The 24981-nt window shown below is 53.0% G+C and carries 16 protein-coding genes and 1 pseudogene; 8 read left to right on the forward strand and 9 right to left on the reverse strand.

The features are described from left to right. The first annotated feature begins 97 nt into the window (after nt 1-97). Together LKK83_RS12015 and LKK83_RS12020 are read left to right on the forward strand one after the other, a co-directional pair. Nucleotides 98-2407 carry a response regulator gene (locus LKK83_RS12015; RefSeq protein ID WP_324631369.1) on the forward strand — a complete coding sequence of 770 codons (2310 nt, stop codon included), beginning with the start codon at nt 98-100 and terminating at the stop codon, nt 2405-2407. Nucleotides 2408-2796: 389 nt separating this feature from the next. Continuing rightward, a complete protein-coding gene (locus tag LKK83_RS12020; protein WP_324631370.1) occupies nt 2797-3024 on the forward strand; it encodes a photosystem II protein, Psb35-related in 228 nt (75 codons plus the stop codon). Nucleotides 3025-3295: 271 nt separating this feature from the next. Here LKK83_RS12020 and LKK83_RS12025 read toward each other — a convergent pair whose 3' ends face one another. Further along, nucleotides 3296-5230 carry a sensor histidine kinase gene (locus LKK83_RS12025; protein ID WP_324631371.1) on the reverse strand — a complete coding sequence of 645 codons (1935 nt, stop codon included), beginning with the start codon at nt 5228-5230 and terminating at the stop codon, nt 3296-3298. Between the two features lie 5 nt (nt 5231-5235). Continuing rightward, nucleotides 5236-6180: a phosphate/phosphite/phosphonate ABC transporter substrate-binding protein gene (locus tag LKK83_RS12030; protein WP_324631372.1), complete on the reverse strand. Its 945-nt coding sequence runs from the start codon at nt 6178-6180 to the stop codon at nt 5236-5238. Nucleotides 6181-6878: 698 nt separating this feature from the next. On the opposite strand from LKK83_RS12030, the gene LKK83_RS12035 reads away from it, so the two are divergent. Together LKK83_RS12035 and LKK83_RS12040 are read left to right on the forward strand one after the other, a co-directional pair. Next, nucleotides 6879-7040, forward strand: a complete 162-nt coding sequence (locus LKK83_RS12035) for a hypothetical protein (protein ID WP_324631373.1) — start codon at nt 6879-6881, stop codon at nt 7038-7040. A 70-nt stretch (nt 7041-7110) separates the two neighbouring features. Continuing rightward, complete coding sequence (locus tag LKK83_RS12040; protein WP_324631374.1) at nt 7111-8856, forward strand: choice-of-anchor I family protein; 1746 nt, start codon at nt 7111-7113, stop codon at nt 8854-8856. A 246-nt stretch (nt 8857-9102) separates the two neighbouring features. Here the strand turns inward: LKK83_RS12040 and hypD are convergent, their stop codons facing one another. Both hypD and LKK83_RS12050 read right to left on the reverse strand, forming a co-directional pair. Then, nucleotides 9103-10209: a hydrogenase formation protein HypD gene (gene hypD, locus LKK83_RS12045; RefSeq protein ID WP_324631375.1), complete on the reverse strand. Its 1107-nt coding sequence runs from the start codon at nt 10207-10209 to the stop codon at nt 9103-9105. A 168-nt stretch (nt 10210-10377) separates the two neighbouring features. Then, nucleotides 10378-11598 carry an ATP-dependent 6-phosphofructokinase gene (locus LKK83_RS12050; RefSeq protein ID WP_324631376.1) on the reverse strand — a complete coding sequence of 407 codons (1221 nt, stop codon included), beginning with the start codon at nt 11596-11598 and terminating at the stop codon, nt 10378-10380. Nucleotides 11599-11627: 29 nt separating this feature from the next. Between LKK83_RS12050 and LKK83_RS12055 the strand changes: the two genes are divergently transcribed. Together LKK83_RS12055 and LKK83_RS12060 are read left to right on the forward strand one after the other, a co-directional pair. Next, nucleotides 11628-11771 (forward strand): hypothetical protein, encoded by a 144-nt coding sequence (locus tag LKK83_RS12055; protein ID WP_324631377.1) that lies wholly within the window; start codon nt 11628-11630, stop codon nt 11769-11771. 438 nt (nt 11772-12209) lie between these two features. Beyond that, nucleotides 12210-16151, forward strand: coding sequence for a PAS domain S-box protein (locus tag LKK83_RS12060; protein WP_324631378.1), 3942 nt, complete (start codon nt 12210-12212; stop codon nt 16149-16151). Nucleotides 16152-16515: 364 nt separating this feature from the next. Here LKK83_RS12060 and LKK83_RS12065 read toward each other — a convergent pair whose 3' ends face one another. Further along, nucleotides 16516-17181, reverse strand: coding sequence for a hypothetical protein (locus LKK83_RS12065; protein ID WP_324631379.1), 666 nt, complete (start codon nt 17179-17181; stop codon nt 16516-16518). Nucleotides 17182-17553: 372 nt separating this feature from the next. Beyond that, nucleotides 17554-19197, reverse strand: a complete 1644-nt coding sequence (locus tag LKK83_RS12070; protein ID WP_324631380.1) for an FAD-dependent oxidoreductase — start codon at nt 19195-19197, stop codon at nt 17554-17556. A 645-nt stretch (nt 19198-19842) separates the two neighbouring features. Between LKK83_RS12070 and LKK83_RS12075 the strand changes: the two genes are divergently transcribed. Beyond that, nucleotides 19843-21543: an alpha/beta hydrolase gene (locus LKK83_RS12075; RefSeq protein ID WP_324631381.1), complete on the forward strand. Its 1701-nt coding sequence runs from the start codon at nt 19843-19845 to the stop codon at nt 21541-21543. 200 nt (nt 21544-21743) lie between these two features. Here the strand turns inward: LKK83_RS12075 and LKK83_RS12080 are convergent, their stop codons facing one another. Next, on the reverse strand, nt 21744-22751 hold the full coding sequence (locus LKK83_RS12080; protein WP_324631382.1) for an NAD(P)-dependent alcohol dehydrogenase: 1008 nt from the start codon (nt 22749-22751) through the stop codon (nt 21744-21746). A gap of 81 nt (nt 22752-22832) precedes the next feature. Then, the gene (locus LKK83_RS12085) at nt 22833-23642 is read right to left on the reverse strand and encodes an SDR family NAD(P)-dependent oxidoreductase (RefSeq protein WP_324631383.1); all 810 of its coding nucleotides are present in this window, start codon (nt 23640-23642) and stop codon (nt 22833-22835) included. Between the two features lie 128 nt (nt 23643-23770). On the opposite strand from LKK83_RS12085, the gene LKK83_RS12090 reads away from it, so the two are divergent. Then, a complete protein-coding gene (locus LKK83_RS12090; RefSeq protein WP_324631384.1) occupies nt 23771-23992 on the forward strand; it encodes a hypothetical protein in 222 nt (73 codons plus the stop codon). A 307-nt stretch (nt 23993-24299) separates the two neighbouring features. On the opposite strand, the pseudogene LKK83_RS12095 reads toward LKK83_RS12090, so the two are convergent. Next, nucleotides 24300-24893: pseudogene (locus LKK83_RS12095) on the reverse strand (DUF3386 domain-containing protein); the annotation flags it as partial. Nucleotides 24894-24981: the final 88 nt, after the last annotated feature.

A 24981-nucleotide genomic window follows, 5' to 3' on the forward strand; every position in this document is an offset into this window, starting at 1 on the left:
AGCCCTGTTGGGCTGCTGTTTGTGTAAGGGGACGGATTCCTCCCCGTGCATGAATGACAGGGGTTTCCATCCGTCCCTTTACCAACCCTAATTTTCGATGAGTGCTGCCAAAATTTTAGTCTGTGAAGATGAAGGAATCGTGGCCAAAGATTTACAAAATCGGCTGCGAAAAATGGGCTACGAGGTGCCGAAAATTGTGTATTCTGGCGCAGAAGCGCTCGAAGCGGCATCGCGCGAAAGCCCGGATTTGGTCTTGATGGATATTCGCATCAAAGGCCCTATTGATGGGGTAGAAGCTGCCCGCCAAATTCACGATTTATTCGCAATTCCAGTGATTTTTCTCACCGCTTATGCGGATGAAGATACCGTAGAACGCGCGAAAGCTACTCAGCCATTTGGCTATATTTTAAAACCCTTTAAACAAAAAGAGTTACAAGCAAATATTGAAATTACCCTCTCCAAGCATCGCACGGAAAAAAAATTACAAGAACGGGAAGAATGGCTGACTACGGTACTCCAAAGTATCGGGGATGCGGTGATTGCTACGGATATGCAAGGTCGGGTAACGTTTATGAATCGCTCGGCGGAAGAAATCAGCGGATGGACGCAAGAAGAAGTCTCGGGAAAAGATGCTACGGAAATTTTCTCGCTCATCCAAGAAGACACCCAAGAACCGATACTCAATCCCTTGGAAGAAGTGTTGGCCAAAAATCGGGAAATGGGACTCCCGGAGAATACCCTGTTGATTACTAAAAACCAGCGGCAAGTCCCGATTGCAGATACCGCCTCCCCGATTAAAAACGATCGCGGCGAGATAACCGGGGCAGTGTGGGTTTTCCGCGATATTACCCTCGCCAAACAAGCGCAGCAAGGGTGGCGGGAAAGTGAAGCGCGATCGCGGCGATTGGTGGAATCGAATATTATCGGGATTATGATTGCCGATGTTCGGGGCAATTTTATCCAGGTTAATGAGGCGTTTTTGTCCACGGTGGGCTATTCTAAAGTGGGGTTTTTTGAAAGCAATCTGCGCTGGACCGATATGACGCCACCGGAATATCGCATCCTGGACGATCGCGCCTTGGAACGGGTGCGAGAAACGGGCACCTGTCAGCCGTTTGAAAAGGAATTTATTGCCGCTGATGGCAGGCGAGTTTCGGTTTTGGTGGGGATGGCGCTGCTGGAGGAAACTCGCGATCGCTTTGTGGCTTTCGTCCTCGATATTACCGAACGCAAGCAGTTAGAAAATGCCCGGCGCGAACAGGCGGCTCAATTAGCTGAAGCCAGTCGGATGAAAGATGAGTTTTTGGGCATGGTTTCCCACGAACTCCGCACGCCTTTAAATGCTATTTTAGGCTGGTCTCAGCTTTTGCGCCAGCGCCGATTAAAAGAAGCGAAAATGGATAAAGCCCTGGAAAGTATCGAGCGCAATGCAAAAGAACAGGTGAAAATTATCGACGATATTCTCGATGCATCGCGGATTATTCGCGGCAAGATGCGCTTGAATTTATCGCCGGTGAATTTGGAAGAGGCGATCGCTACGGCAATCGAAGACCTGCGCCCTACGGCGGCGGCGAAAAATATTCGCCTGGAAGCGGTGGGCGATGAGGCGATCGGGCCAGTGTTGGCGGATCCGGATCGCTTGCATCAAGTGTTATGGCATCTGCTCTCCAATGGGATTAAGTTTACTCCAATGGGCGGACAGATCCGGGTTATTCTCCATTCTCGCAACAATCGCGCTGAAATTCAAGTAAACGATACCGGAATTGGCATCCCCCCGGAATTTTTGCCCTATGTGTTCGATCGCTTCCGACAGGCGGATAGCACCACCACCCGCGCTAATGGCGGTTTGGGGTTGGGTCTGTCTCTGGTCCGCTATCTGGTGGAATTGCACGGCGGCACAATCTCGGTGGCTAGCGAGGGCATCGGCAAAGGCGCTACCTTTACCCTGCACTTCCCGTTTGCGAAAGATGCTCCCGCCCCTGGGGATGAGCAGGGGGATGGCAAGGAGGCAAGTTCCCCGATTCCCCTCGAGGGTGTGCGGGTGCTGGTGGTGGATGATGATACGGATACCTGCGAGTTAATCGATTTTATCCTCAAGGAGTACGGTGCCGATGTGACCTGGGTTACTTCCGCTACGGAAGCCCTGGATGCGATCGCCCCGGTAAAACCGGATGTGCTGATTTCTGACCTCGGAATGCCCGAACGCGATGGCTACTGGCTGATTCGCCAAGTGAGAAACCGCGATAATGGCAACGGCAAACTTCCCGCTGTGGCCCTTACCGCTTTCGCTAGACAAGAGGATCGCGATCGCGCTTTGCAAGCCGGCTTTCAAATGCACCTCGCCAAACCCATCGAACCCGAGGCTTTGGTCACGGTGCTGATGTCTCTGGCGGGGAAAACATCTTAATTGGTCATTTGTCATTGGTCATTTGTCATTTGTCATTTGTCATTGATTGGGGGTTGGGTTCGGGGGCGATGGAGAGGATTGGCACCCTTGTTGAGGGCGATCGGGGCGCTTCCTCTGTCTGTTTCTGCGTTCATTTATTGCATGTTGTTAACTGGTTAACTTTTTATCTCGTTTAAATTGCATAGGTTATGCAGAACAGCACCTTTCCCTTTGCTGGGGTTCGAGGTGCTTTTTGCTGCTGAGATATGCAAACCAGATGTAACAAGTAGTAGCCAGGGGCGGGGTCTGGAGCGAAGTCAATCTTTTTTTGTACCACCCCTTGACAACCCAGGTAAAGAATTGTTACATTAATTTACAAAGCTTAACAAAAGTTCACAAGGAGACCATTTATGTTACTTCCAATCGCATTAATTCTGGTAGGCTGGGTTGCGGCTGCGGTATTAGGGACGCAAGCGTACTTCCGAGGCGAGCAGTCCAAACCGATTCATCCGCGCAACTGGCGGTCCGAATCCTTTGCGAAACTGGCGCAAAGCATTACAGGCACGGACATCGACTACAGCGATCGCGTGCCCGCCTATAAAATGGACGCTTATGCCAGCCGCAACCTACCCTCCTAGTGGGTCAGGAACAGAACCACAGGGAAAGAAGCGCGAAATTTGGCATAAATAAGCGATGGGCGACGCCTGCACCCAATGGGTGGGGCATCGCCCATCGGCGAAATTTGGGGCTTCAGGTAGGGATCTAAAGGTAGCCGGATTTTTTGTGAAATAAAAACTGCAAAAAAATAGAGGAAAGTGTTGTCCATATCACAGACTTTCCGGCGATCGCTTTGATAATATTAAAATTAACTTAAGAACGGAACGGCAGTCACGATTGGCCATTATCCAATCACTGGCTCGATGGGGATAAAGTCTGAGTATCCCGAACCACATCGGGCAGCCAGCAGGTGAAAGTCGAGCCAACATTCGGTTCGCTGTTCACCGCGATGCCACCGTGCATCATCTGGCAAAAGTGTTGGCTAATGGCTAATCCCAAACCCGTGCCACCGTATTTGCGAGTATATTTATCATCGGCTTGGACGAAAGGCTCGAACACCTTTTCGATTTGTTCCGGCGTCATGCCAATCCCGGTATCGCGGACATGGAAAACGAACGCAGAAGCCTCGGGATTTCGGGTAAAATAATCAACCGAATTTTGCATTGCTTCACTCGGCCAAGAATTCGCATGAAATTTTTCCACAGTCAAGGTGATTTTACCTTCGTGAGTGAATTTAGCGGCATTACTCAAGAGGTTTAAAAGGATTTGCTGCACCTTGGTGCGATCGGCTCTCATCGTGCCGAGGTTATCGTCACAGATGACCTCGAGGGTATTGTTATTTTCCGCCATCAGTCTTTCGCAACTGCTTTGCACCTCAGCGATCAGGGTAGAGAGATTGAAGGTTTCGAGAGATAGGCGAGTTTGACCTGCTTCAATTTTAGAAATATCCAGGATATCGCTAATAATCGAGAGCAGATGCAGGCCCGAATCGCGAATTTGTTGCAAATCGGGGATAAAATCATCATAGCCGAGGTCTTCTGCTTCGTCGCGCAGCAGGTCGCTATAGCCGAGAATGGCATTGAGGGGGGTACGCAATTCGTGGCTCATGGTGGCGAGAAAGACGCTTTTGGCATGGTTTGCTCCTTCGGCGACTTCCTTTGCTTTTTCTAATTCTAATTGAGCCAATTTGCTTTGGGTGATATCGCGCACGATCGCCAATACTTCATGGGAACCACTGACTACCATCCGCACTTCAAAATGGCGGCGGCTGTGATTGATAAACCAATCGTATTCAAAAACCTGGGGATTTTCTTTTTCCAACGTCAGATGAACGTATTTTAAATACAAATCAGCCAATTCTTTGGGTAATATCTCCGAAACCGGGCGATCGAATAATGGAGCATTGGTTTGCAGGAGGGTATCGCCTTTTGAGCCTTTAAAATCCACGAAAGTACCATCGGCGCGAAATTGCAACATTAAATCCGGGATAGCATTGAGGAGGGCTTGATTTTTGCTTTCGCTTTGGCGCAGGGCCTCCGCCCGCTGCTCCAGAGTGACGATCGACTGGCGCAGTCGGTCCGTCATCTGGTTGAAAGACTCCGCCAGGACTGCCAATTCGTCATGGGTGCGAACTTCGATTTGGCGATCGAGTTCGCCGCGAGCGAGACGCTGAGTGGCGGCGGTCATTTGCTTGAGCGGTTCGGTAATGGAGCGACTGAGCAACAGGGCGACAAACGTACCGGCGCTGGCTGCGGCCAAAGCCACCAGCAGACCTTGCTGGCGCACCGCTGCCATTTTTGCTTTTAACGGTGCGGTGGAGAGTCCGACGCTGACCGCGCCGAGGCGCTGGTTGCCGAGAATCACGGCTTTGCCGGCGATCAGGCGATCGGACTTCCAAATAAAAACGGTTCGATCGCTATTGACCAGTTGTTTGCCAAACGGATCCGGTTCGATGCTATAGACCAATACATCGTCGCTATAGGCATCGGCGATGATGCGACCTTCTCCTTCGTAGATGCGACCGGCAACCAAGACGCGATCGGCACCAAGCTGCTCCATGATTTCTTCCATAAAGTCAGCATCGAGGACATAGAGCGCATCGGAGGTGGTGACGGCTAAGGTATCGAGCAAGATTTCGGCTTGATGTTGCAACTCAGAGCGAAAGCTGTGTTGCGCTCGCCGAAGGGATAGCCAAGTGACACCTACCACGGTAACAATGGTCAATGTGGTCATTGCCAAGGTTAGTTTCGTGGCTAGGGATCCTTTTTTCCAGCTCAATTTACCCATGCCAATTACCTGTTTTTAACCTGTTCGTAGAGCGTACGCATCTTGGACAAACTCGCATCGGTGGGAAAATCGTCAAATTTGGCGGTTTCTTCAAATTTTTCCAGTACGGCTTTTCCCTCTGGGGTGCGGTCCATTTCGATGAGTATGCGTTGAATGGCTTGCTGCATTTGCGGATCCATGCCGGGTCGCACCAGGACGATATGGCGCGCCACTTTATCGGTTTCGCCGAGAATTGCCATTTGTTCGCGACTCTCGGCGGGAATTTCCATAAAGGTGCCGATATCTACGGCACCGGCTTCTACTTTGCCGCTGATGACCCACTGAATGGTGTTTTCATCGTCATCGCTGAAGACATACCCTACTTCATTGTTACTTAAGTTGTCGCTGAGGGCATTTTTCTCGACGGGGTTGAGACCGTTTTGCACCAGCAGGGCCACTGGGAGCATGTAGCCAGAGGTGGAGCTGGCTTCGTCAAAGGCGATGGTTTTTCCTTGCAAGTCGGCGAGGGTGTCGAGGTTGCGATCGCGCATGGTGAAGATGATGCCGTAATAGTCGGCTTTTCCCCCTTTCCAGCGGCGCAAAATCGGCTCGGCAGCGGATTGTTCGCTCACCAGCATGGCGGGGTAAGGGCTATCAAAGTACAGATCCACTTCGCCGTCTTTGAGCCAGTTGGCGATCGTGGGCAAATCCGAGGCGACTTTGACTTCGCCAATGCCAATTTCAAATTCCGTTAAATTTGCTGCGAGATAATCCGCCATCGGCTGATAGCGATTGATTTTTTTAGCCGGATTGTTGGAGACATCGGAGATAACAATAACCCCAGTTGCGGTGGGTGTTTCCTCTGGGGTTTCCGGCGTGGAAATCGAGGTGGAGTTGGGGGGGGAGGCACAACTGATTAACGTGGTGAATATGCCCACCAGACTGAGTTTTGCAAATAGTTTGGGTAACATTTTAGCCCTCTTATTTGATGAATGTGTTAGGGATTGAGAGGCATTTTGTAAAAGGGGTTTGTTGGGATTGCCCGGTAACTACAATGGTCCGGGAGGCTGTTCCAGAAAGGGTTGCGCGTTGGTTGCGGCAATTCGCGATCGCCACTGTCGCCTGTAGAAGATGCTGCATTTTCTCTGATGGATTGGATTCTATTACTATGGTTCGAGCTTTAACGGGATTGTTCCAGAACTTGGCGCGATTGAGGCGTGGAGGCGCACCCTAGGCTCGCGCGTCCGATCGCCTGGTAAAGTTGGTTGTGTACACCCTTAATGGCAATTTGTCAATCCCAATCTGTGAAAATGGCACTCGATCCACGGTGATAGAACTCGGACAATCGGCTCGGGCGCGCTCCCTGTGGAAACTACGGACATTCTCTGCTAATTTTAACAGAGTTTCCCCAGCCTCGCTTTTCCAGCAGCCCAGTAATTTTACGGGGTTTATTCCCGGATATCAAACCATAAAAATCAAGTTTGAATAAATTTTGGGTAAAATTTTGATAAATTTTGATACAAATACTTGCGATCGCCCCGTTATTCTGTCAAAATTTACGTGTATTTACGGAAATCCTCACCGAACCATCTCTGCTGCAATTTCCAGCGACAAGAGAAATCCGTTGCGGCTCGATTCCCGGTAAAAATACTTAAATTGGCAACAGTCGGTGAAGCCGAATCCCACGGGTGAGGGGTATCGCCCCTGGCGGCAAGCCACTGTGCCGGATATGGCGTGGCCAACCGAAGTTGGCAAAATGGCACTCCCTGCCATCGGATCGCGCTACATTGTTCTCGATTCCCCGTTACGGGGGAAAGATGACAACTCCTAAGCTCGCATTCCAGCCTACTCATCCACCCAACATTTGCACGATAACCGATTCCCACGGAGGTTTATTTGTAATGAAAGTTTATCAGGGTCAGTGCATCTTGAAACGCACCCAAACGCTTCTCAACACTAGCTTATCCTCGGCAGTGGCGATCGCGGCGATCGCTACCCCAGCTTCCGCATTTCGACTCACCCCGGTGGGCACCTACTCCACTGGCATTTTCGATGATTCTGCTGCCTTAATTTCCGCTTACGATCCCACGTCGCGCAATCTATTCGTCACCAATCAAAGCAGCAATCAAATCGATATTCTCAACATCAGCGACCCCACCCTTCCCACCCCCTCCGGGGCGATCGATATTTCCGCCTTCGGCGAGGAGTTTGGGTCGCTCAACAGCGTGGCCTTTAACAATGGTCTCCTCGCCGCTGCAGTTTCCAATAAAAACGAACAAGATGCCGGCAGCGTGTTGTTCTTCAACTCCGACGGAACCTTCCTCGATTCCCTGATGGTAGGTGCCTTGCCAGATATGCTCACCTTCACCCCCGATGGCCAGAAATTACTGATCGCCAATGAAGGAGAACCCAGGGACGATTATGCCGTAGACCCCCTCGGATCCGTGAGCATTATCGATCTGGCCCTGGGAGTGAATTCGGCAACTATAAAAACGGCAGATTTTACCGCCTTTAACTCCCAGAAGTTGGATTCTAGCGTCCGCATTTTCGGGCCGGATGCCTCGGTAGCCCAAGATTTGGAACCGGAATATATCGCGATTTCAGAAGATTCTAAAACCGCTTGGGTGACGCTACAGGAAAATAATGCGATCGGGATTCTCGATATCGAAACCGGATGGTTTAAAGATATCGTAGGATTGGGATTTAAGGATTTAAGCTTACCGGAAAATGCATTAGATGCGAGCAATGCAGATGACGGTATTTTCTTGAAAACCTATCCCAATTTGTTCGGCATGTACCAACCCGATGAAATTGGTTCCTATACCGTAGGCGGCAAAACCTATCTGGTCACGGCCAATGAAGGGGACAGCCGACAATATGAGTTTGAAGATGAAAATGGCGTGGAACAAGTGGCTCTCGATGAAGAAGCGGATGTGGCAGACTTGCCCCTAGATCCGACCGCATTTCCCAACGCCGAGACACTGCAAAAGGAAGAAAATCTCGGCAATTTAGAAGTAACCAATACCCTGGGAGACACCGATGGAGATGGGGATTTCGATCGCCTGTTTGCCTTCGGCGGACGCTCGTTTTCGATTTGGGACGAAACGGTAAATTTAGTGTTTGATAGCGGTAATGACTTGGAGAGCATTACCGCCCGCTTCTTCCCGGAGAATTTTAATTCGACTAACGATGAAAATCAGTCGTTTGACGATCGCAGCGATAATAAAGGACCCGAACCGGAAGGGGTGGCGATCGCCTCGTTATTCGATCGCACCTTTGCGTTTATCGGTCTGGAACGCATTGGCGGGATTATGACTTACGATATCACAAATCCGTACAAGCCCTTTTTTGTCGATTATGTGAATAACCGCGATTTTTCCATCGCTTTTGATGTGGATGAGGAGGGCGACCCGAATCCCACCGCCGCCCAATTAGCCGCAGTGGGGGACCTCGGGCCGGAAGGATTGCTGTTTATCTCTGCTAAAGATAGTCCCAATGGTATCCCGTTACTGGTCTCGACCAATGAAGTGAGCGGCACTACCACGATTTATACCGCCCGGGTGCCGGAACCAAGTGCGGCGATCGGACTGTTGGGGGTCGGTGCCTTGGGCTGGTTGGCGAAAAAGCGTCAGCGCCACGCCGATTAAATGTGCGGATTTATCATTTTTGCCACCCCGTAGGGTGCGTGACCCCCGCCCGCCAATGGGTGGGCCGATAACCCAATGAAATCCGGGGGTCACGCACCGACCAGATATCAGGGATTGGCAGAATGCGCGATCGTAAATCAACCGGCGTCGAGGCAGAGCCTCGGGAAGGGCGTTCCCAGGCAGGAGCCTGGGAACGAGTTAAACGAGTTAACCCTGATATAATATGGCTTTCCCGCGCCCCAAATCTTACGAAATGGCGGCCACAGCAGTTTGCTGTCGATAGCGATAGTAGGCGGCACAGGCACCTTCGGAGGAAACCATCGGCGCACCCAGGGGATGTTCGGGGGTGCAGCGGGTGCCGAAGGCGGGACAGTGGTGAGGTTTTTTCACCCCTTGCAAGATTAAGCCGCTGATGCATTCCGGGGATTCGGCGCTGCGAATCTCTTGCAGGTCAAAGCGGGTTTGCGCGTCGAATTGGGCGTAGTCCGATCGCAATCCCAATCCGCTTTGGGGAATTTCGCCAATGCCGCGCCACTGGCGGGGAACTACTTCAAAGACTTGGCGCAGGAGGTTTTGTGCGGTGGGATTGCCGGTGTCGCGGACCGATCGCTTATACTGGTTTTCCACTTGGTGGCGGTTTTCTTCCAGTTGCTTGACGCACATATAAATCCCTTGCAGAATATCCACCGGTTCGAAGCCGGTGACGACGATGGGGATTTGATATTTGGGGGCGATCGCCTCGTATTCGCGGTTTCCCATCACGGTGCAAACGTGACCGGCGGCTAAAAATCCTTGCACTTTGCGGTCCGGTGCGGATAAAATGGCTTCCATTGCTGGGGGCACTAGTACGTGAGAGACAAGCAGGGAAAAGTTGTCGATGTTCTCTCGAGCGGCGCGATATACGGCCATTGCGGTGGCGGGGGCGGTGGTTTCAAATCCTACGGCGAAAAAGACCACTTGTTTGCTGGGATTTTCCCGGGCAATTTTCAGGCAATCCACCGGGGAATAAACGATGCGGATGTCGCCGCCTGCGGCTTTGACGGCGAGTAAGTCTTTGTCGGTCCCGGGGACGCGCAGCATGTCGCCGAAGGAACAAAAGATAACCTCGGGACGGGCGGCGATCGCGATCGCGCGGTCGATGAGTTCCACGGGGGTGACGCACACGGGACATCCCGGCCCGTGAATGAGGGTTATTTCGTCGGGTAGCAGTTGGTCGATGCCGAATTTGACAATGGAATGGGTTTGCCCGCCGCAAATTTCCATAATCGTCCAAGGACGGGTGGTGATTTTGGCGATCGCGGCGGCATACTCTTTGGCGGTGGTGGCATCGCGATATTCATCTACATATTTCATCGTGGTTTCCCCCCTCGATAGTGGTTTGGTCGGAGTGTTTTTTATTTTAGCGAGCATCGGGCGCGATCGTCGGGGTGGCTTTCCCGGATCGCCCCGATGGGTTGTCCCTCCCGCCGGGGGAGGGGTGGCGGAAGCACGCTCCGGGTGTCCGGGCAATGGGGGTTATACTTACAGGGCGGGTGTGGGTGTGGCGCTGGATTGCTCTTGCTGATAGGGTTTGCAGCTTGGGGGCAGCCCTACGTAAATGCCGAGCGATCGCGCGGTTTCTACCATAAATCCGTAAGGATCCACGGGGGAGGCACAGCGCCGTTCTCCGTGACAGCGCCGAATATGCTGGATTACCGGTTCTAGGGGCTTGCTCTCCACTTTTCCGCCTTCCCAGACCACCAGTCGATTATACTGTTCGGCAGCCACTAAGTCCACGGCTTTGATGCCGAAATTGGTGGCCATCAGGCGATCGAATGAGGAGGGGGTGCCGCTGCGCTGCAAGTGACCGAGGACGGTAACGCGGGTGTCCATCTGGTCCATGCCGCAAAAGTTCGCTTCTCCGGCATCGCAAAAGCGCTTGCTGTACTCTTTGATCTGTTCGGCAACATAATATCCGATTTCCCTGGTCTGTCGGCGATCTTCGTGTTCCACCCCTTCCGCGACCACCACTAGGGCGAATCGCCGCATTTCCTTCCGCAAACTGGCGATTTTCTCGCAAATCCGTCGCACTTCTTCTTCGTTGATAATCGGCGTCAGTTCCGGGAGCAAAATCACGTCTGCTCCGCCGGCGATACCTGCGTGCAGGGCTAAGTGACCCGCATTGCGCCCCATCACCTGTGCCACCATCACTCGCTCGTGACTGGCTGCCGTAAAGGTGAGGTTATACAGCGCGGCGGTTACCGTGTCTACGGCGGTATCGAACCCCACAGAGCGCTCGGTAAACGGTACGTCGTTATCAATGGTTTTGGGAATGCCAATCAGATTCCAGTTTCCTTTTTGCGCTAGTTCGTATATAATGTCTAGGCTGCCATCTCCCCCGAGGGAAATCAGGGCATCGAGTTCTAATTTTTTATACCCTTCGAGAATGCGCTGGGCCACTTCTGGCTCTCGGGTGTCGCCTTTGCTGAGGGAACCGAGGACGCTACCGCTGAAAAATTGCAATAGGTCGAGTCCTTGCAGCACCCCGGGAATATCGTATCCATGCTCCCATAAGCGCAGTTCTTCCGGTTGGCGATTTCCCTTGGCCACTTCGATGAATCCATCGGTGCCGTAGGGAATGCCGTACACTTCCCATCCTTCCCGGCGGTTAGCACATTTAACGATCGCTCGAATGACGGCGTTGAGTCCGGGACAGTCGCCGCCACTGGTGAGGATTCCTATTCTTTTTTTGCTGTGAGTCATACTGTAATTTTACCTCGAGTAAACTTCTTTTGGTTTTACCGCTGGAATTGAAAGGCACTCTCAGCGCGATCGCGGTTTTTCTTGCCCGCCGTTGTTTGACTTGCCAATTGGCAAGGCTGCTAGCCGTGGTTGAGGGATTTGCCTTCCTCCCGCGATCGCCTGAGATTTTTTAACATTTCCAGACCAGATTTGGCCAGCAGATTTGTCCGGGTTTGGCGCGATCGCCTCTTCCACTCGGATCGAAGGAGAATGCCAGTCAAAGTGCCTCTATCTTAGGTTATAAAAACCGGAAATTTTTTCCCGGATGCAAGCAATTGCCCATTAATTTTATCATAAAATTGGCTAAAATTGGGGCAAAATTGAGATTTATTCATAAAACGTTTCCTGACTGAAGTAAATGCTACAATAATTAGTTAAGATTTCCTTATATACTCGCCCAATGGTTCGCGATCGCGCCGCCGAAAGGGGGTTCGAGAAATCGCCGAAATCCGAAAAGACTGAGGTGGGGGTCTTGTGGATCCAAGCTGACCGGGTTGAGGATGTGGGGTCGCGGCTGCAAAAGCAACTGAAAAACCCACCTGCATACCGTTTGCGATAACTGATAAACACCGATGATGCTCCCTATTTTCAATTACCTATTTGATACTGCTTTTATCCCCCACGGACATTGCTATCTGTGGCAACCCTCATTAGTGTCCCTGCACTTTGCCTCAGATGCCCTAATTGCCCTGGCCTATTATTCAATTCCGGCGATTTTGATTTACTTCGTCCGTCGGCGGCGAGACTTGCCATTTAACTGGATATTTCAGATGTTTGCGGCATTTATCCTCTGCTGTGGCACGACCCATTTGATGGCGGTCTGGACGCTATGGTATCCGGATTATTGGATTTCCGGACTGATCAAAGCCATCACCGCCGTGGTTTCCTTAGCCACCGCCGTCCTGCTGGTACCTTTGATGCCCAGGGTATTGGCCTTGCCTTCCTTAGAGGCACTTAACGAAGAACTGCAAGGGGAAATCGCCTTTCGCACAAAAGCCCAAGAACAACTTTGTGCCTTAAAAAACGAACTGGCGGAGCAACTGGCGGAGATGACGCGCCTGCAAGAGTTTAGCGCGCGCCTGTCTACCACCCTGGAACTGCAACCGATTTTAGACGAAGCGATCGCCGCCGTCACCGCCTTGCAACACTCCCCAATGGGCATTCTGATGCTCTACGACAAAGATGCCAATCAGTTGTACCCAGCCGCCAGCGTGGGGTTGAGCGCCGAGTATCTCGAAGGTGTGGGACGAGTCACGCCGGGGGAAGCACCTTGGGGAGATGTATTCGCACATGAAAATCGCGCGATCGCGGTGGAAGATGCGGACACCGACGAGGGATTCGCCCCCTACCGGGAAGCCGCACAAAAAGAGGGATACCGCGCCGCCTACAGCACGCCATTACTCGGGTTTAACGGCGAGCTTATCGGCTGCTTGGCCACCTATTTCCCCCAGCCCCATCGTCCCTCGCCGCAAGAGCAGTCTCGGGTGGAACTATACACCCGCCAAGCCGGTTGGGCGATCGCCAATGGGCGGCTTTACGAAAACCTGCAAGCCTCCCGCGCCGAATTAGCTCAGTCCAAAGCCCGCTATCGGATTATGGGAGAAGCCCTGCCGTTTGGCGTCTGGATGTGCGACCCCCAGGGCAATCCGCGTTACCTGAGCCAATCCTTCCTCGATCTGATACAAATGACCCTGGAAGAGTGCCAGGAATTCGGCTGGATGAAACGACTGCCCCCGGAGGCGGTGGAACCCACCAAGCAAGCGTGGCAGCACTGTGTGGCAACCGGAGACTTTTGGGATTGGGAACATCGAATTTTAGGAGCCGATGGCCAGTATCGCACCATGCTATCCCGGGGACGTCCGGTGCGAGACGATCGCGGCCAAATCGCCAGTTGGGTGGGAATCAATCTGGATATCAGCGATCGCAAGCAAATGGAACGAGAACGGGTAGAACTACTCGCACAAGTAGCCACCAAACAGCGATTACTCGAAGCCGTCTTGCAGCAAATGCCGGCAGGGGTGGTGGTGGCAGAAGCCCCCAGCGGGCGGTTATTCTTGATGAACGAACAGGTGCGACACATCCTCGGCGGCGATTATCCCACCGTCGAGGGGATAGAAGACTACCTGCGGGACTATCAAGTGTTCTATCCCGACGGACGCGCCTATGCCCCAGAAGAACTCGCCCTGGCAAGAGCGCTGCAAACCGGCGAGGTGGTCATCAATGAAGAAGCGGAGATTTTGCGCTTGGATGGCAGCCGTTGTATCGTTTTAGTCAATGCTGCCCCAGTGCGCGATGCCGAAGGTAACATTATCGCCGGCGTGGCCGCATTTTACAACATCACCGATCGCAAGCGGGTGGAAGCAGAACGGGCGAAACTGCTGGAGCAAGAACAGCAAATGCGCGAACTGGCTGAGGATACCACGGAACGGATCGGTCGCCTGCAAGCGGTAACCACCTCACTTTCGGAAGCGGTGACGGCTTCTCAGGTGGCGGAAGCGATTCTCTCTTCCGGACTAGCCGCATTAGAGGCTAATGTGGGCACGATCGCCCTCATCAGCGAGAACGGCAAAGGATTCCACATCCTCCGCAGCGTGGGCTATCCCCCGGAAATTACAGCGGCTTGGTCGCACTTCAGTATTGATGCGCCGGTGCCGATCGCCGATGCGGTGCGTTCCCGTTCCCCGATTTGGCTGGAAAGTCGCGAAGCGTGCAACGAGCGCTATCCGGATTTGGCCGAGATTAACGCCATTTGCGGCAATGGCGCTTTGGTGGCTATCCCTCTCATCCTCAACGATCGCCCCATCGGCGCACTGGCATTCGCCTTTCCGGAAAACCGGCACTTCGATCGCGACGATCGCTCCTTTATCCACGCCCTGGCGCAACAGTGCGCTCAGGCCCTCGAGCGATCGCGGCTGTTTGAAGCAGAACAAGTGGCACGCGCGGAAGCGGAAAACGCCTTAACCGCACTACAGCACAGCGAAGCGCGCTTCACGCAGTTGGTGGAATCCAATGTAATCGGAATTGTCATCGGCAATTTTCACGGGCAGATTACTTATGCTAACGATGCCTTTTTGCACATGCTGGGCTATACGCGGGCGGAACTGGAAGCCGGGGAATTGTGCTGGAACGAGATGACCCCGCCGGAATATTGGCCCCTGGATTGGCGATCGCAAGCGCAAATGCTCGCCTGGGGACATTGTACCCCCTATGAAAAAGAATTTCTCGCGAAAGACGGCAACCCGGTGCCGATTTTAATCGGAAGTGCCTTACTCGATGGCTATCAAGACACGGCGGTGTGCTTCGTGCTGGACTTGACCCAGCGCAAGCAAGCCGAGGCACAACGCGATCGCCTCCTGGAACGGGAACGCGCCGCCCGCGCTGAAGCGGAATCGGCTAACCGGATTAAAGATGAATTCCTCGCGGTATTATCTCACGAACTCCGCACGCCGCTCAATCCGGTTCTCGGCTGGGCGAAACTGCTGCAACTGCGAAAGTATGACGAGTCCACTCACCAGCGCGCCTTAGAAACCATCGAGCGCAATGCGAAGTTGCTCTCGCAGTTGATTGAGGATTTACTGGATGTGTCGCGGATTCTGCGAGGCAAGCTGCTGCTGAAGGTGTCTGAGGTGAATCTGAACTCCACCATCGAGGCAGCGATCGAAACGGTTCGCTTGGCGGCACAAGCCAAGTCGATTGCTGTTCGCACACAGTTCGATGCCTCGGTGACGGTGTTGGGAGATGGCAACCGCCTACAGCAAGTGCTGTGGAATCTGCTGACCAATGCAGTGAAGTTTACCCCCAGCGGCGGCGAAGTGACCGTGGGCTTGCATCGCGAAGGCGATCGCGCGGTGATTCGCGTCCGGGATACGGGGATGGGCATCGACCCGCAGTTTTTACCCCATGTATTTGAGTATTTTCGCCAAGCCGATAGCACTACCACGCGCTCGTTTGGCGGCCTGGGCTTGGGGTTGGCCATTGTCCGCTATTTGACGGAATTGCACGGCGGTACGGTGCTGGTAGAGAGTGAGGGTGTCGGTGGAGGCGCTACCTTTACCGTGATGTTACCCCTGCGGGGAATGTCGGCAGAAATGATAGATGAGGGAATTGTGCCACCGCAGTCCTTTACTCTGGAGGGGATGAAAGTGTTAGTGGTGGATGATGAAGCGGATAGTCGGGAATTAGTAAGCGCGATCTTGCAGAATTATGGCGCGCAGGTGCAGGTGGAGGCGTCGGGGACTGCGGCTTTACAGGCAATACCCACGTTTCAACCGGATGTGCTGGTTAGCGATATCGCTATGCCGGATATGGATGGCTATATGCTGTTGCGCCAAGTGCGCGCTTTAGCGCCAGATGCCGGGGGCGAAATCCCGGCGATCGCCCTGACGGCTTATGCTGGCGATCGCGACCGCGATCGCATCCTGGAGGCGGGTTTCGCTCAACATGTAGCCAAACCCATCGACGCTGAAGCGTTGGTGGCGGCTATCTCTCTGTCGGTTCGCACTCACACTCCCTAACACTGCCGATATGGCTGGAAAACTGGTCTGGCGTGGCGGTTGGGGTTATCCCCATGCGCGGGAATCTCCAGGTATTACAAATGCCTTGTGCTATCGGTTGCGATCGCCATTCATCCCCGCTTTAACTGCTATAATGGGAACACTGGTGCGAATCGTTCCCCGTCACTCCCCCCATAACCACAGCAGGGACACCGCTTTCGCTGTGCCCCTGCATCGAAACATATAAATCAAACTCCTTTATCTTGCGGGCAATCCCCCGCCTTGCGATTATCAGCATTGGATCGATGACGCCTCCATTCAGCGGCGCGAATACACAACGGGATGGGTCGCAATTTCTCTAGCTTGTCCTTGCTGCCCTCTCGCCTTATCCTTGAAAGGAATTAGCGATGTCAGCTACAATCCGATCGAATTGCGGTTGCAGCGATCGGTCGTATTGTATTTCTAACACTTTGATGTCGCCATCGCTGCGAATTCTTTTGTGATAAAACACCTGCCCATTTTGATATCCGGACACCACAAACCAATTGTCACCGAGTCGTTGATAGGTGACTTCCAGATTGCCCGGTTCTCCTTCCATCCCTTCGCGAATGGTTTGGCGATATAAATCTTCTAGAGTTTTGTCGAAGATATCGTGATACCCATACACCATCATCTCGATGTTTCCGCTTTCCGAAACGAACTCTTGACCGTCGCCGTTGGTGGGTTCGCCTTGCGGAATTAACATATTTTCCGGATAGTCCACCGAATAGTTAAATCGGTCGTTATAATAGGTTTCGTAGCGGACGCGATCTTCCTTGGAAATCTCCGGCGGCGCTTGGGCGATCGTCCGGTGGGGTGCGAGGGTGGTCATTTTCGCCTCTACATACGCGGGATTTCCCGTCGCGTTGCCCACCCTGATTTCATTCGCTCTTTCGCTGCGGGCCGGTACCGTCTCGCTAGCCGCAAAGCTAATGGCCACTGTGGCCACGATTGCATACCCGAGATTTCCCAAAACTTTGTGTATGGGTGGAGTAGAATGATTGTCGATCATATACTCTCCTCTCCTCCTTTCTTGACTGCTTCGCGATCGCCGTCAGGGTTGGCGCGCTGCAAATGACGGCGATTAAAGTGTGGTTTTTTTATTCAGCTATCTCCTGTCTGTAGCATAACAAATTTTTGTCCGTTTGTCAGCCCTCTGAGCGTAAATTTTGGGGAATTTTTAGATTCGAGGGAAATCTCGGTGGGCAGGTCAGAGAAATGCGCGCACCCTAACCGGGGACAACTGGACAAAACGAATCCCTCCTGGTTAGAAATCGGCTGGGTTCGCCATCTGGGAAGCGGGAAGCTTGATGCTGGGGTTGGGCATCGCCATGCATCCCAATAGTGGCGGCGCAATGCGCCACCACCACACCGGAAGCCAATCCTATGACGAAACCGCTTGGTAAGTTTTAAACCCACCGGTGAGGTTATACACGTCAAACCCCTGGAGACGCAGGGCGCGGGTGGCGTAGTAAGCGCGCTGACCCACTTGGCAATAGACCCACAGTGGCCGATCGCGCGGTAACTCATCCATGCGTTCTCGCAACTGAGACAGGGGAACGTTAACCGCCCCTTCCAGATGACCCGCCTCAAACTCGCCCGGTTCGCGCACATCTACAATCGTGGCATCGGTGCCCTCGATATCCTCCCAGTGAACCACCGGCGCATCGCCGCGCAACCCATTGGCTGCAATCATGCCCGCCATGTTTACCGGGTCTTTGGCCGCCCCGAATTGAGGTGCGTAACAAAGTTCCGCTTCTTCCAGGTCGAATACCGTAGAGTGACGCTGAATCGCCATCGCGATCGCGTCGATTCGTTTTTCGATGCCTTCTTCGCCTACCGCTTGCGCCCCGAGCACCTTGCCCTCGGGTACCGAAAACAGCATTTTCATCGCGATCGGTTTCGCCCCGGGATAATAGCCCACGTGATGGCCGGGATGCAAATATACTTTCTCGTACTCTATCCCCACCTGACGCAGGGTTTTTTCATTCGCCCCCGTGGCGGCCATAATCAGATCGAACGCCCCGCAAATCGTAGTGCCCTGCACCCCGCGAAACTTGGCATCGCGGCCAAAAATATTGTCAGCGGCAATTCGTCCTTGGCGGTTCGCCGGACCGGCTAGGGGAATTAACACCCATTCCCCGGTCACGTAGTCTCGCACTTCTACCGCATCGCCTACCGCCCAGATGCGATCGTCATTGGTTTTCATGTTCTCGTTGACGCGGATGCCGCCTTTTTCGCCGATGTCTAACCCCGCATCCTTTGCCAGCTTGGCTTCCGGACGCACGCCAATCCCCAAAATCACCAACTCCGCTAAGTGAGTATTGCCCGATCGCGTTCGCACGCACAGGCGATCGTCCGCAGTTTGCTCGAACTTGCTCACTCCATCCCCAAGCAAAAGCTGCACGCCACTGGCTTGCAGGCGTTGGTGAACCTGGGTCATCATCTCCGGATCGAAGGCCGGCATCACTTGCGGTAGCATTTCTACTAGGGTTACGGAAATGCCGCGATGCAGCAGGTTTTCGGTCATTTCTAACCCGATAAAGCCGCCGCCGACTACTACCGCTTGTTTCACCTGGCGATCGCTAATCCACTGGCGAATTTTCCGACTGTCGGGAATGGTTCGCAAGGGAAAAATCCCCGGTAAATCGATGCCTTCTAGGGGAGGACGAACCGGGGCCGCACCTGGGGCTAAGACCAAAGCATCGTATTTTTCGCGATAAATCTCGCCGGTTTGCAGGTTTTTGACTTCGATTTCGCAGGCGTCGCGATCGATACTCAGCACTTCGTTTTCCACCCGCACTTCGATATTGAAGCGGTTTTTAAATAAGTCCGTGTTAGCCACCAGGAGTTTTTTCTCCTCGGTAATCACGTCGCCCACATAATAGGGTAAGCCACAGTTGGCAAAGGACACGTAAGGCCCGCGATCGAAAATGATGATTTCGGCATCTTCGGACATGCGACGCGCCCGGGCAGCACAAGATGCGCCCCCCGCTACGCCACCGACAATTAAAATTCGTTTGCTCATGTTGTCGATTCATTCTGATTTTGGTCAGCAGGCGATCGCGACAGTGCCGATCGCAGACAGCAGGTCATACAATCCCCGCTGTTCTTTCGTTATTTTAAGATAGTTTGCGTGGCATGGGTAGGGTGTGTACGAAAGGCCCTGTCACGGCGATCGCCGATCGGGGTCAATCCGCCTTGAGGTGGATCGGTACCGATGCTTACTCTCTAGGAAGATAACCATGTATTTCTCTAACCTCCCCCGTGAGATAAACATGTATTCCTCTGACTTCCCGTGAGGTAAAAATTCTTCCTTTGTCCCCCCCCCTTTCCAAGGGGGGGAAGGGGGGGATACGAGGTAAAAATTCTTCCTTTGTCCCCCCCTTTCCAAGGGGGGGAAGGGGGGGATACAAGGACAACGGCAGGGGGATCCAAGGAGAATGGCCGGGGATCCAAGGGGACCGGCGGGGGATCCTAACGGTTCGATCGTTAAAAAAAATGGTATCACCACTTGCCAGATCCGGCCCGAAGACCACCCACTGTTCCAGCAACCCCCTTGACGGGGCTGGTGGTGCTGTGCATACAACTGTTTCACCCCGTCAGTGGAGGTGGGAAACGCCTCCCAACCCCTACAATAGACCGATAGAAAATAGTCACCGAGACAAAACCCATGTCCGAACCTTCAACCCATCCTCGTCTCGCCATTGGGATGCAATGGCTCAACCCTCTCCCCCGATCGCGGTGGCGATGGGTCTTCTCTGTTACCTTTGCCAGCATCATGGCGTTTTTCCCCACCGCCGTTTGGGCTGCCCAGCGGATTTTCTTTTTTATCGGTCCGTTGGAGTTTTCGGTGCAAATCGATGCCCTGGAAGCCTTCGCGGAACGCGGTGCGATCGATGATGAATTGCAGTTCTATCTCAATCGAGCAGATGCAGAATCTCAAGCCGCGTTTCGCGAAGCTCTCACCCGGCAGTTCGCGATCGACCCCCTGAAGCTGACGCGGTTTTTCAATACTCCCCTCGGCGAAGATATTCTCACCCGCATGGGGCAAGGTATTAATTTGCCCAGTGGGGGAAATGGGAAATACGCCATTCGCGCTGCACTCACCGCCGCCGCATTTGAGCCGGAAGGGCTGACGATTTTGAATGTCCTCTCGGCGTTTCCTACGGATATTCGCTTGAATACCCAAAACTTGGTGAGTGGCGTGAAGGAACTGGAACGGGCGATCGCGGTTACGGAACAAATGTTCGATCGCGTGGCTCAGTTGTCCTCAGTGGCGGCATCCAGGGAACGCTCGGTCAACTTTTCCACTCTGCCAGACCTGCGTCAGCCGGGGGATTTCGGCGTGGTGCGAGAAACCTGGAAGTTGACCGATCCGCAACGCGATCGGCAGTTTCGCGTTTTGCTCTACAAACCAGAACGCTGGAGAGCGGGTAATACCCCGGTGGTGGTCTTCTCTCACGGCTTGGCCTCCAATCCGGAGGATTTGACCGAACATGGGGCACATCTAGCCTCCTATGGCTATCTGGTGGCCATTCCCCAACATCCCGCCAGCGATACGGAGCAACTGTTGGACGTGCTAGCCGGGTATGACAACAAAATTTTTCCCGCCTCGGAGTTTATCGATCGCCCCCGGGATGTGAGCTATGTTCTGGACGAACTGGAACGGCGCAATGTTTCGGAATTTGGCGGGCGGCTGGATCTGGAAAATGTGGGCGTGGTAGGTCACTCTTTCGGCGGCTATACGGTGTTGGCTCTGGCAGGGGCACAAATCGATTTCGATCGCCTCCAGGCAACTTGTGGGGAAAGCAGGTCTTGGAATGTGTCTTTGTTACTCCAGTGTCGCGCCTTGCAGTTACCTCGGAAAACTTACTCGTTTCGCGATCGCCGGGTTGCCGCTGCGATCGCGGTTAATCCGGTGAATAGTAACATTTTCGGTTCCCAGGGTTTGGCGGAAGTTTCCATTCCCGTTATGTTGGCGGGGGGAAGTCTAGACCCAGCAACTCCGGCAATTTACGAACAGTTACGCTCTTTCCCTTGGTTGGGTTCCGCTGAAAAGTATCTCATCCTGGCAGAAGGACAAGCTCACGTCGATTTCTCTCGTCTGGATGCCGGTTTCTCTCGCACGTTAAACTCGTTCTCGCAAATTACTCTCCCCAGTCCGGACCTGCTCAATACCTACGGTAATGCCATGCTGCTGGCTTTTTTTCAGGTGTACGTTGCGGAAAATTCAGAGTTTTTGCCTTATCTACAGTCGTCTTATGCAAGTTATCTCAGCCAAAACCCGTTCGGTCTGTTCCTTATCGATGAGTCGCAAGTGGATACTTTAATTCATCTGTTAGTGGAAGCGGAATTGTTTGAGTCGGATTAACCGATTTCTCTGGTTTTCTCTGCTTCTCTCTCTCTCTCTCTCGTTCCTAGGCTCAGCCTGGAAACGCCTCTAGTCTCTCGTTCCTAGGCTCAGCCTGGGAACGCCTCACCTTTGGGCCGGTGCGTGACCCCCGAAATAGAATCGGGCGGCATTCCCCAAGGTTGGCGGCGAGGGTCACGCACCCTACGGGTGGGTTGGGGCTAGCGCGTGAGGACGGCGCGGAATCTTATTTGGTTTTCTCGCACTTTGTCCATCGCTTCGTTTACCCGATCGAAGGGGAAGGTTTCTACAATCGGGGCAATGCCAAAGCGATCGGCGATCGAGAGCATTTCCATCATCATGGCGCGTCCCCCAATCGGCGAAGACATCACCCGCCGCCGCTTGACGAGCAATGACAACAGGGGAATGGTCAGGGGTTCGTCGGGAACGCCGGCCATGACCAAGGTACCATCGGAATCGAGATACTCTATATATGCCGCCCAATCTAAGCTCACCGGCACGGTACTGAGCAAAATATCCAATTTGCGATCGGGTTCGGGGGGATTGCTACCTTTGGGAATCACGATCGCATCTTGCGCCCCCATCTCTCTGGCAAATTGGGCTTTATCCTCGGAGGTGGTAAATACGGTCACCCGATTTCCCAGCTTGCTGGCAAATTGAACCGCTAAATGCCCCAATCCGCCAATCCCGATAATCCCGATTTCTTGCCCGGAGGTCATCCCGCCATAGCGCAATCCGGAATATACCGTGATTCCGGCACATAACAGCGGTCCGGCAACTTTGGTCTCGATGCCGGCAGGAATGTGAAAGGCAAAACGGGAATCCACGATTAAATAATCGGCAAACCCGCCTTTGCTATCTATAATTAAGGGTTTGTTTTCGTCGCAGAGATTTTCATTGCCACTGAGACAGTCGCGACATTGAAGGCAGGAGGAGGCTTGCCACCCCACTCCTACGCGATCGCCCACTTTCAAATTCGTCACTTCCGACCCAATTTCCACCACTTCCCCGATGACTTCATGTCCCGGAATCACCGGATACTCCGACATCCCCCAATCATTGTCAATTACATGAATGTCCGAGTGACAAATCCCACAGGCTAATACCCGAATCGTGCAGTTGTGCCCTTCCACGGGCGTGACGTCAAACTGATACGGATCGAGATTCGCACTTTTTTCGTAAGCAGCATAGGCGTTAACTGTTCTCATCTCTATTTTCCTCGTTACTCTACTCTGCGGCAATTGCTACAATCTTACCGCCTCGGGGTTCTCCATGCACCGGATCTCGCTTCAACTGCGTTTCACCTGCGAAGACATCGCCCACTGAACTGCCCCGGGAAATAATCGATAGGCTTCTGTCGCCATCCACGCCGGTCCGACGATCGCTTCGTCCTTGCCCTGTTTTAGTGCATCCCAAATCGCGGCGGCAATCTCCTCCGGTTGACTCGCCCAAAAAGATGCGATCGCCCGATCCATTTGCTCCCTCATTCCACTCACCGCCTTGTCATCTTCCCCCCGAAACATGGCCCTTTCCATAAAATCGCTCTTGATGACCCCCGGATGAATAGCACACACTTGAATCCCCAACGGGGCGAGTTCCAATCGCAGGGTCTCGGTTAACCCAGTAACGGCATATTTGCTAGCACAGTATGCCGTCATCTTCGGTAAGGGCATTTTTCCCCCCAATGACCCCACATTCACAATCGTCCCTTTCCCTCTGGCAATAAAATGAGGCACCAGTTGCTCGATGGTGTAAACGTAGCCCCAAAAATTCGTATCCATGATTCGCTGCCAATCCTGGCGCGAGGTTTCCTGAATCGGTCCGCTCAAACAAATCCCGGCATTGTTAATTAAAACATCAATCTGTCCGTAAACCTTCAACGCTTCCCGGCACAGATGCTCTACTTGTTCCGGATTGCCCACATCCGTGCCCATTGCCAATGCTTGACGCCCCATCTGCTGCACTTGGGTCGCGACTTCTGTTAGTCTATCTACCTGACGCGCTGCCATAATGATGTCATAGCCTTGTTGGGCAAATAACAGGGCCGTTGCTTTTCCGGTTCCTTGGGATGCCCCGGTAATTAAAACAGTCGGTGCCATTGTTTGTTCTGTTGAGTGGACTTTGCCCGTTAGTTTATCGAAGTTTTCCCTTTCGTTGTGGCTAACACGGAAGCTGCCGTTCCCGTACTGTATTCTATGGCGGTTTGTAATTTGTAAGGAGTTTCTCTATGACCCCAGAACCCAATTTCCATCGGGCAAAACCCCATCAACTCTCTTATCGCAATTGGACGATTTTGGTGTTTCCCACCGCCGATGGCTATCGCCCTCTCTGTTTGGCTTCGGAAACTCAGGTGCTCAGCGATGGCACCCCCTCTCCTACCCCAGAAGCCGCGATCGCGGTTGGCAAACGCTGCATCGATCGCGCGATCGCCACCCAAAATGTCGCCTAGCTTGCCACTCGTCCTATATCAAATCAGCATTCTGCAATACCTTTTACCGCGCTTATTTTTTTAAGTTGCATATCTTTTTTCCTCCATTCGCCGCAGGTAGGATGGGCAATGCCCATTCTACTCCTTTTATTCCGCCGCTTTCTTGTCTTTTGCGGAGATTAATTCCCTACCCTAATATGCAAATAAAATGTTTTTTTACCCGGCTGCCCAAAAAAGAAAACATCCCCCAGGGAAGGGATCGCCGCGAAAATCCGAGTGCTGAAATTTGGGCTTTTCCCTTTCCCTGGCTTATTTTCACCCTTTCCGCTTACACCGTGGCAGGTTCGAGTAATTTGATGTTGGAATAATCGAACTCGGTGGTGATATTTTCCCCGTTGGCTTGGGAACGGATAACCTGATGGGTCATAATGCAATAGTCCCCGATCGCCTCGTAGGTGTCCTCAAATTCCACTTCGCGGAGGATTTCGTGGGTTTCCGGGTTGCGGAATATGGCATCGTAGTGCGTGGCGATATATCCTTTGCCCGTGTCGAGGCTTTCGTGGGTGTCGATGGTAAATGCCATCCGCCCCATCACTCGCCGCACTTGGCAAATCTCTGTGCCTCGGATTTTGTAGTTGGATCCCATCGCATCCCCTTGCACGAGGATTTCTAAGGCTCCGCGATCGTCGGTTTCTCCTCGGCTAAAGCTGTTTTTCCCATGCGCGCTCTCAAAGCTGTTTCGCTTGCGGTGGGTGACGATATCGCGCAATTGGGTGTAAACGCTTTGTTGCACGTCTTCGTCTTCGATTCCGCTGACTTCTACGCTCATGTCGGGATTGATGCGAATCTGCCCGCTATAGGTTTCTTCTCCCTGTTTAATTTGGATGTCGGCGCGGTATCCGGGAAAGTTATCATCCCAGGTATAGCGGTTTTCTTGATACTCCCCGCGCTGAAGACGCGGGGATTCTTAAGCAGTCCAAAACTGAACTCTTAAAGGCATTATCAAAGTG

The sequence above is a fragment of the Phormidium sp. CCY1219 genome (genome assembly GCF_035615515.1).
Classification (GTDB): domain Bacteria; phylum Cyanobacteriota; class Cyanobacteriia; order Cyanobacteriales; family Laspinemataceae; genus CCY1219.

What these genes read in the sequence shown, in the direction of transcription:
- LKK83_RS12090 (WP_324631384.1), top strand. Translation starts at nt 23,771, where the DNA reads ATGACCCCAGAACCCAATTTCCATCGGGCAAAACCCCATCAACTCTCT.
- LKK83_RS12085 (WP_324631383.1), bottom strand. Translation starts at nt 23,642, where the DNA reads ATGGCACCGACTGTTTTAATTACCGGGGCATCCCAAGGAACCGGAAAA.
- LKK83_RS12025 (WP_324631371.1), bottom strand. Translation starts at nt 5,230, where the DNA reads ATGGGTAAATTGAGCTGGAAAAAAGGATCCCTAGCCACGAAACTAACC.
- LKK83_RS12070 (WP_324631380.1), bottom strand. Translation starts at nt 19,197, where the DNA reads ATGAGCAAACGAATTTTAATTGTCGGTGGCGTAGCGGGGGGCGCATCT.
- LKK83_RS12020 (WP_324631370.1), top strand. Translation starts at nt 2,797, where the DNA reads ATGTTACTTCCAATCGCATTAATTCTGGTAGGCTGGGTTGCGGCTGCG.
- LKK83_RS12030 (WP_324631372.1), bottom strand. Translation starts at nt 6,180, where the DNA reads ATGTTACCCAAACTATTTGCAAAACTCAGTCTGGTGGGCATATTCACC.
- LKK83_RS12065 (WP_324631379.1), bottom strand. Translation starts at nt 17,181, where the DNA reads ATGATCGACAATCATTCTACTCCACCCATACACAAAGTTTTGGGAAAT.
- LKK83_RS12040 (WP_324631374.1), top strand. Translation starts at nt 7,111, where the DNA reads ATGAAAGTTTATCAGGGTCAGTGCATCTTGAAACGCACCCAAACGCTT.
- LKK83_RS12060 (WP_324631378.1), top strand. Translation starts at nt 12,210, where the DNA reads ATGATGCTCCCTATTTTCAATTACCTATTTGATACTGCTTTTATCCCC.
- LKK83_RS12080 (WP_324631382.1), bottom strand. Translation starts at nt 22,751, where the DNA reads ATGAGAACAGTTAACGCCTATGCTGCTTACGAAAAAAGTGCGAATCTC.
- hypD (WP_324631375.1), bottom strand. Translation starts at nt 10,209, where the DNA reads ATGAAATATGTAGATGAATATCGCGATGCCACCACCGCCAAAGAGTAT.
- LKK83_RS12075 (WP_324631381.1), top strand. Translation starts at nt 19,843, where the DNA reads ATGTCCGAACCTTCAACCCATCCTCGTCTCGCCATTGGGATGCAATGG.
- LKK83_RS12050 (WP_324631376.1), bottom strand. Translation starts at nt 11,598, where the DNA reads ATGACTCACAGCAAAAAAAGAATAGGAATCCTCACCAGTGGCGGCGAC.
- LKK83_RS12015 (WP_324631369.1), top strand. Translation starts at nt 98, where the DNA reads ATGAGTGCTGCCAAAATTTTAGTCTGTGAAGATGAAGGAATCGTGGCC.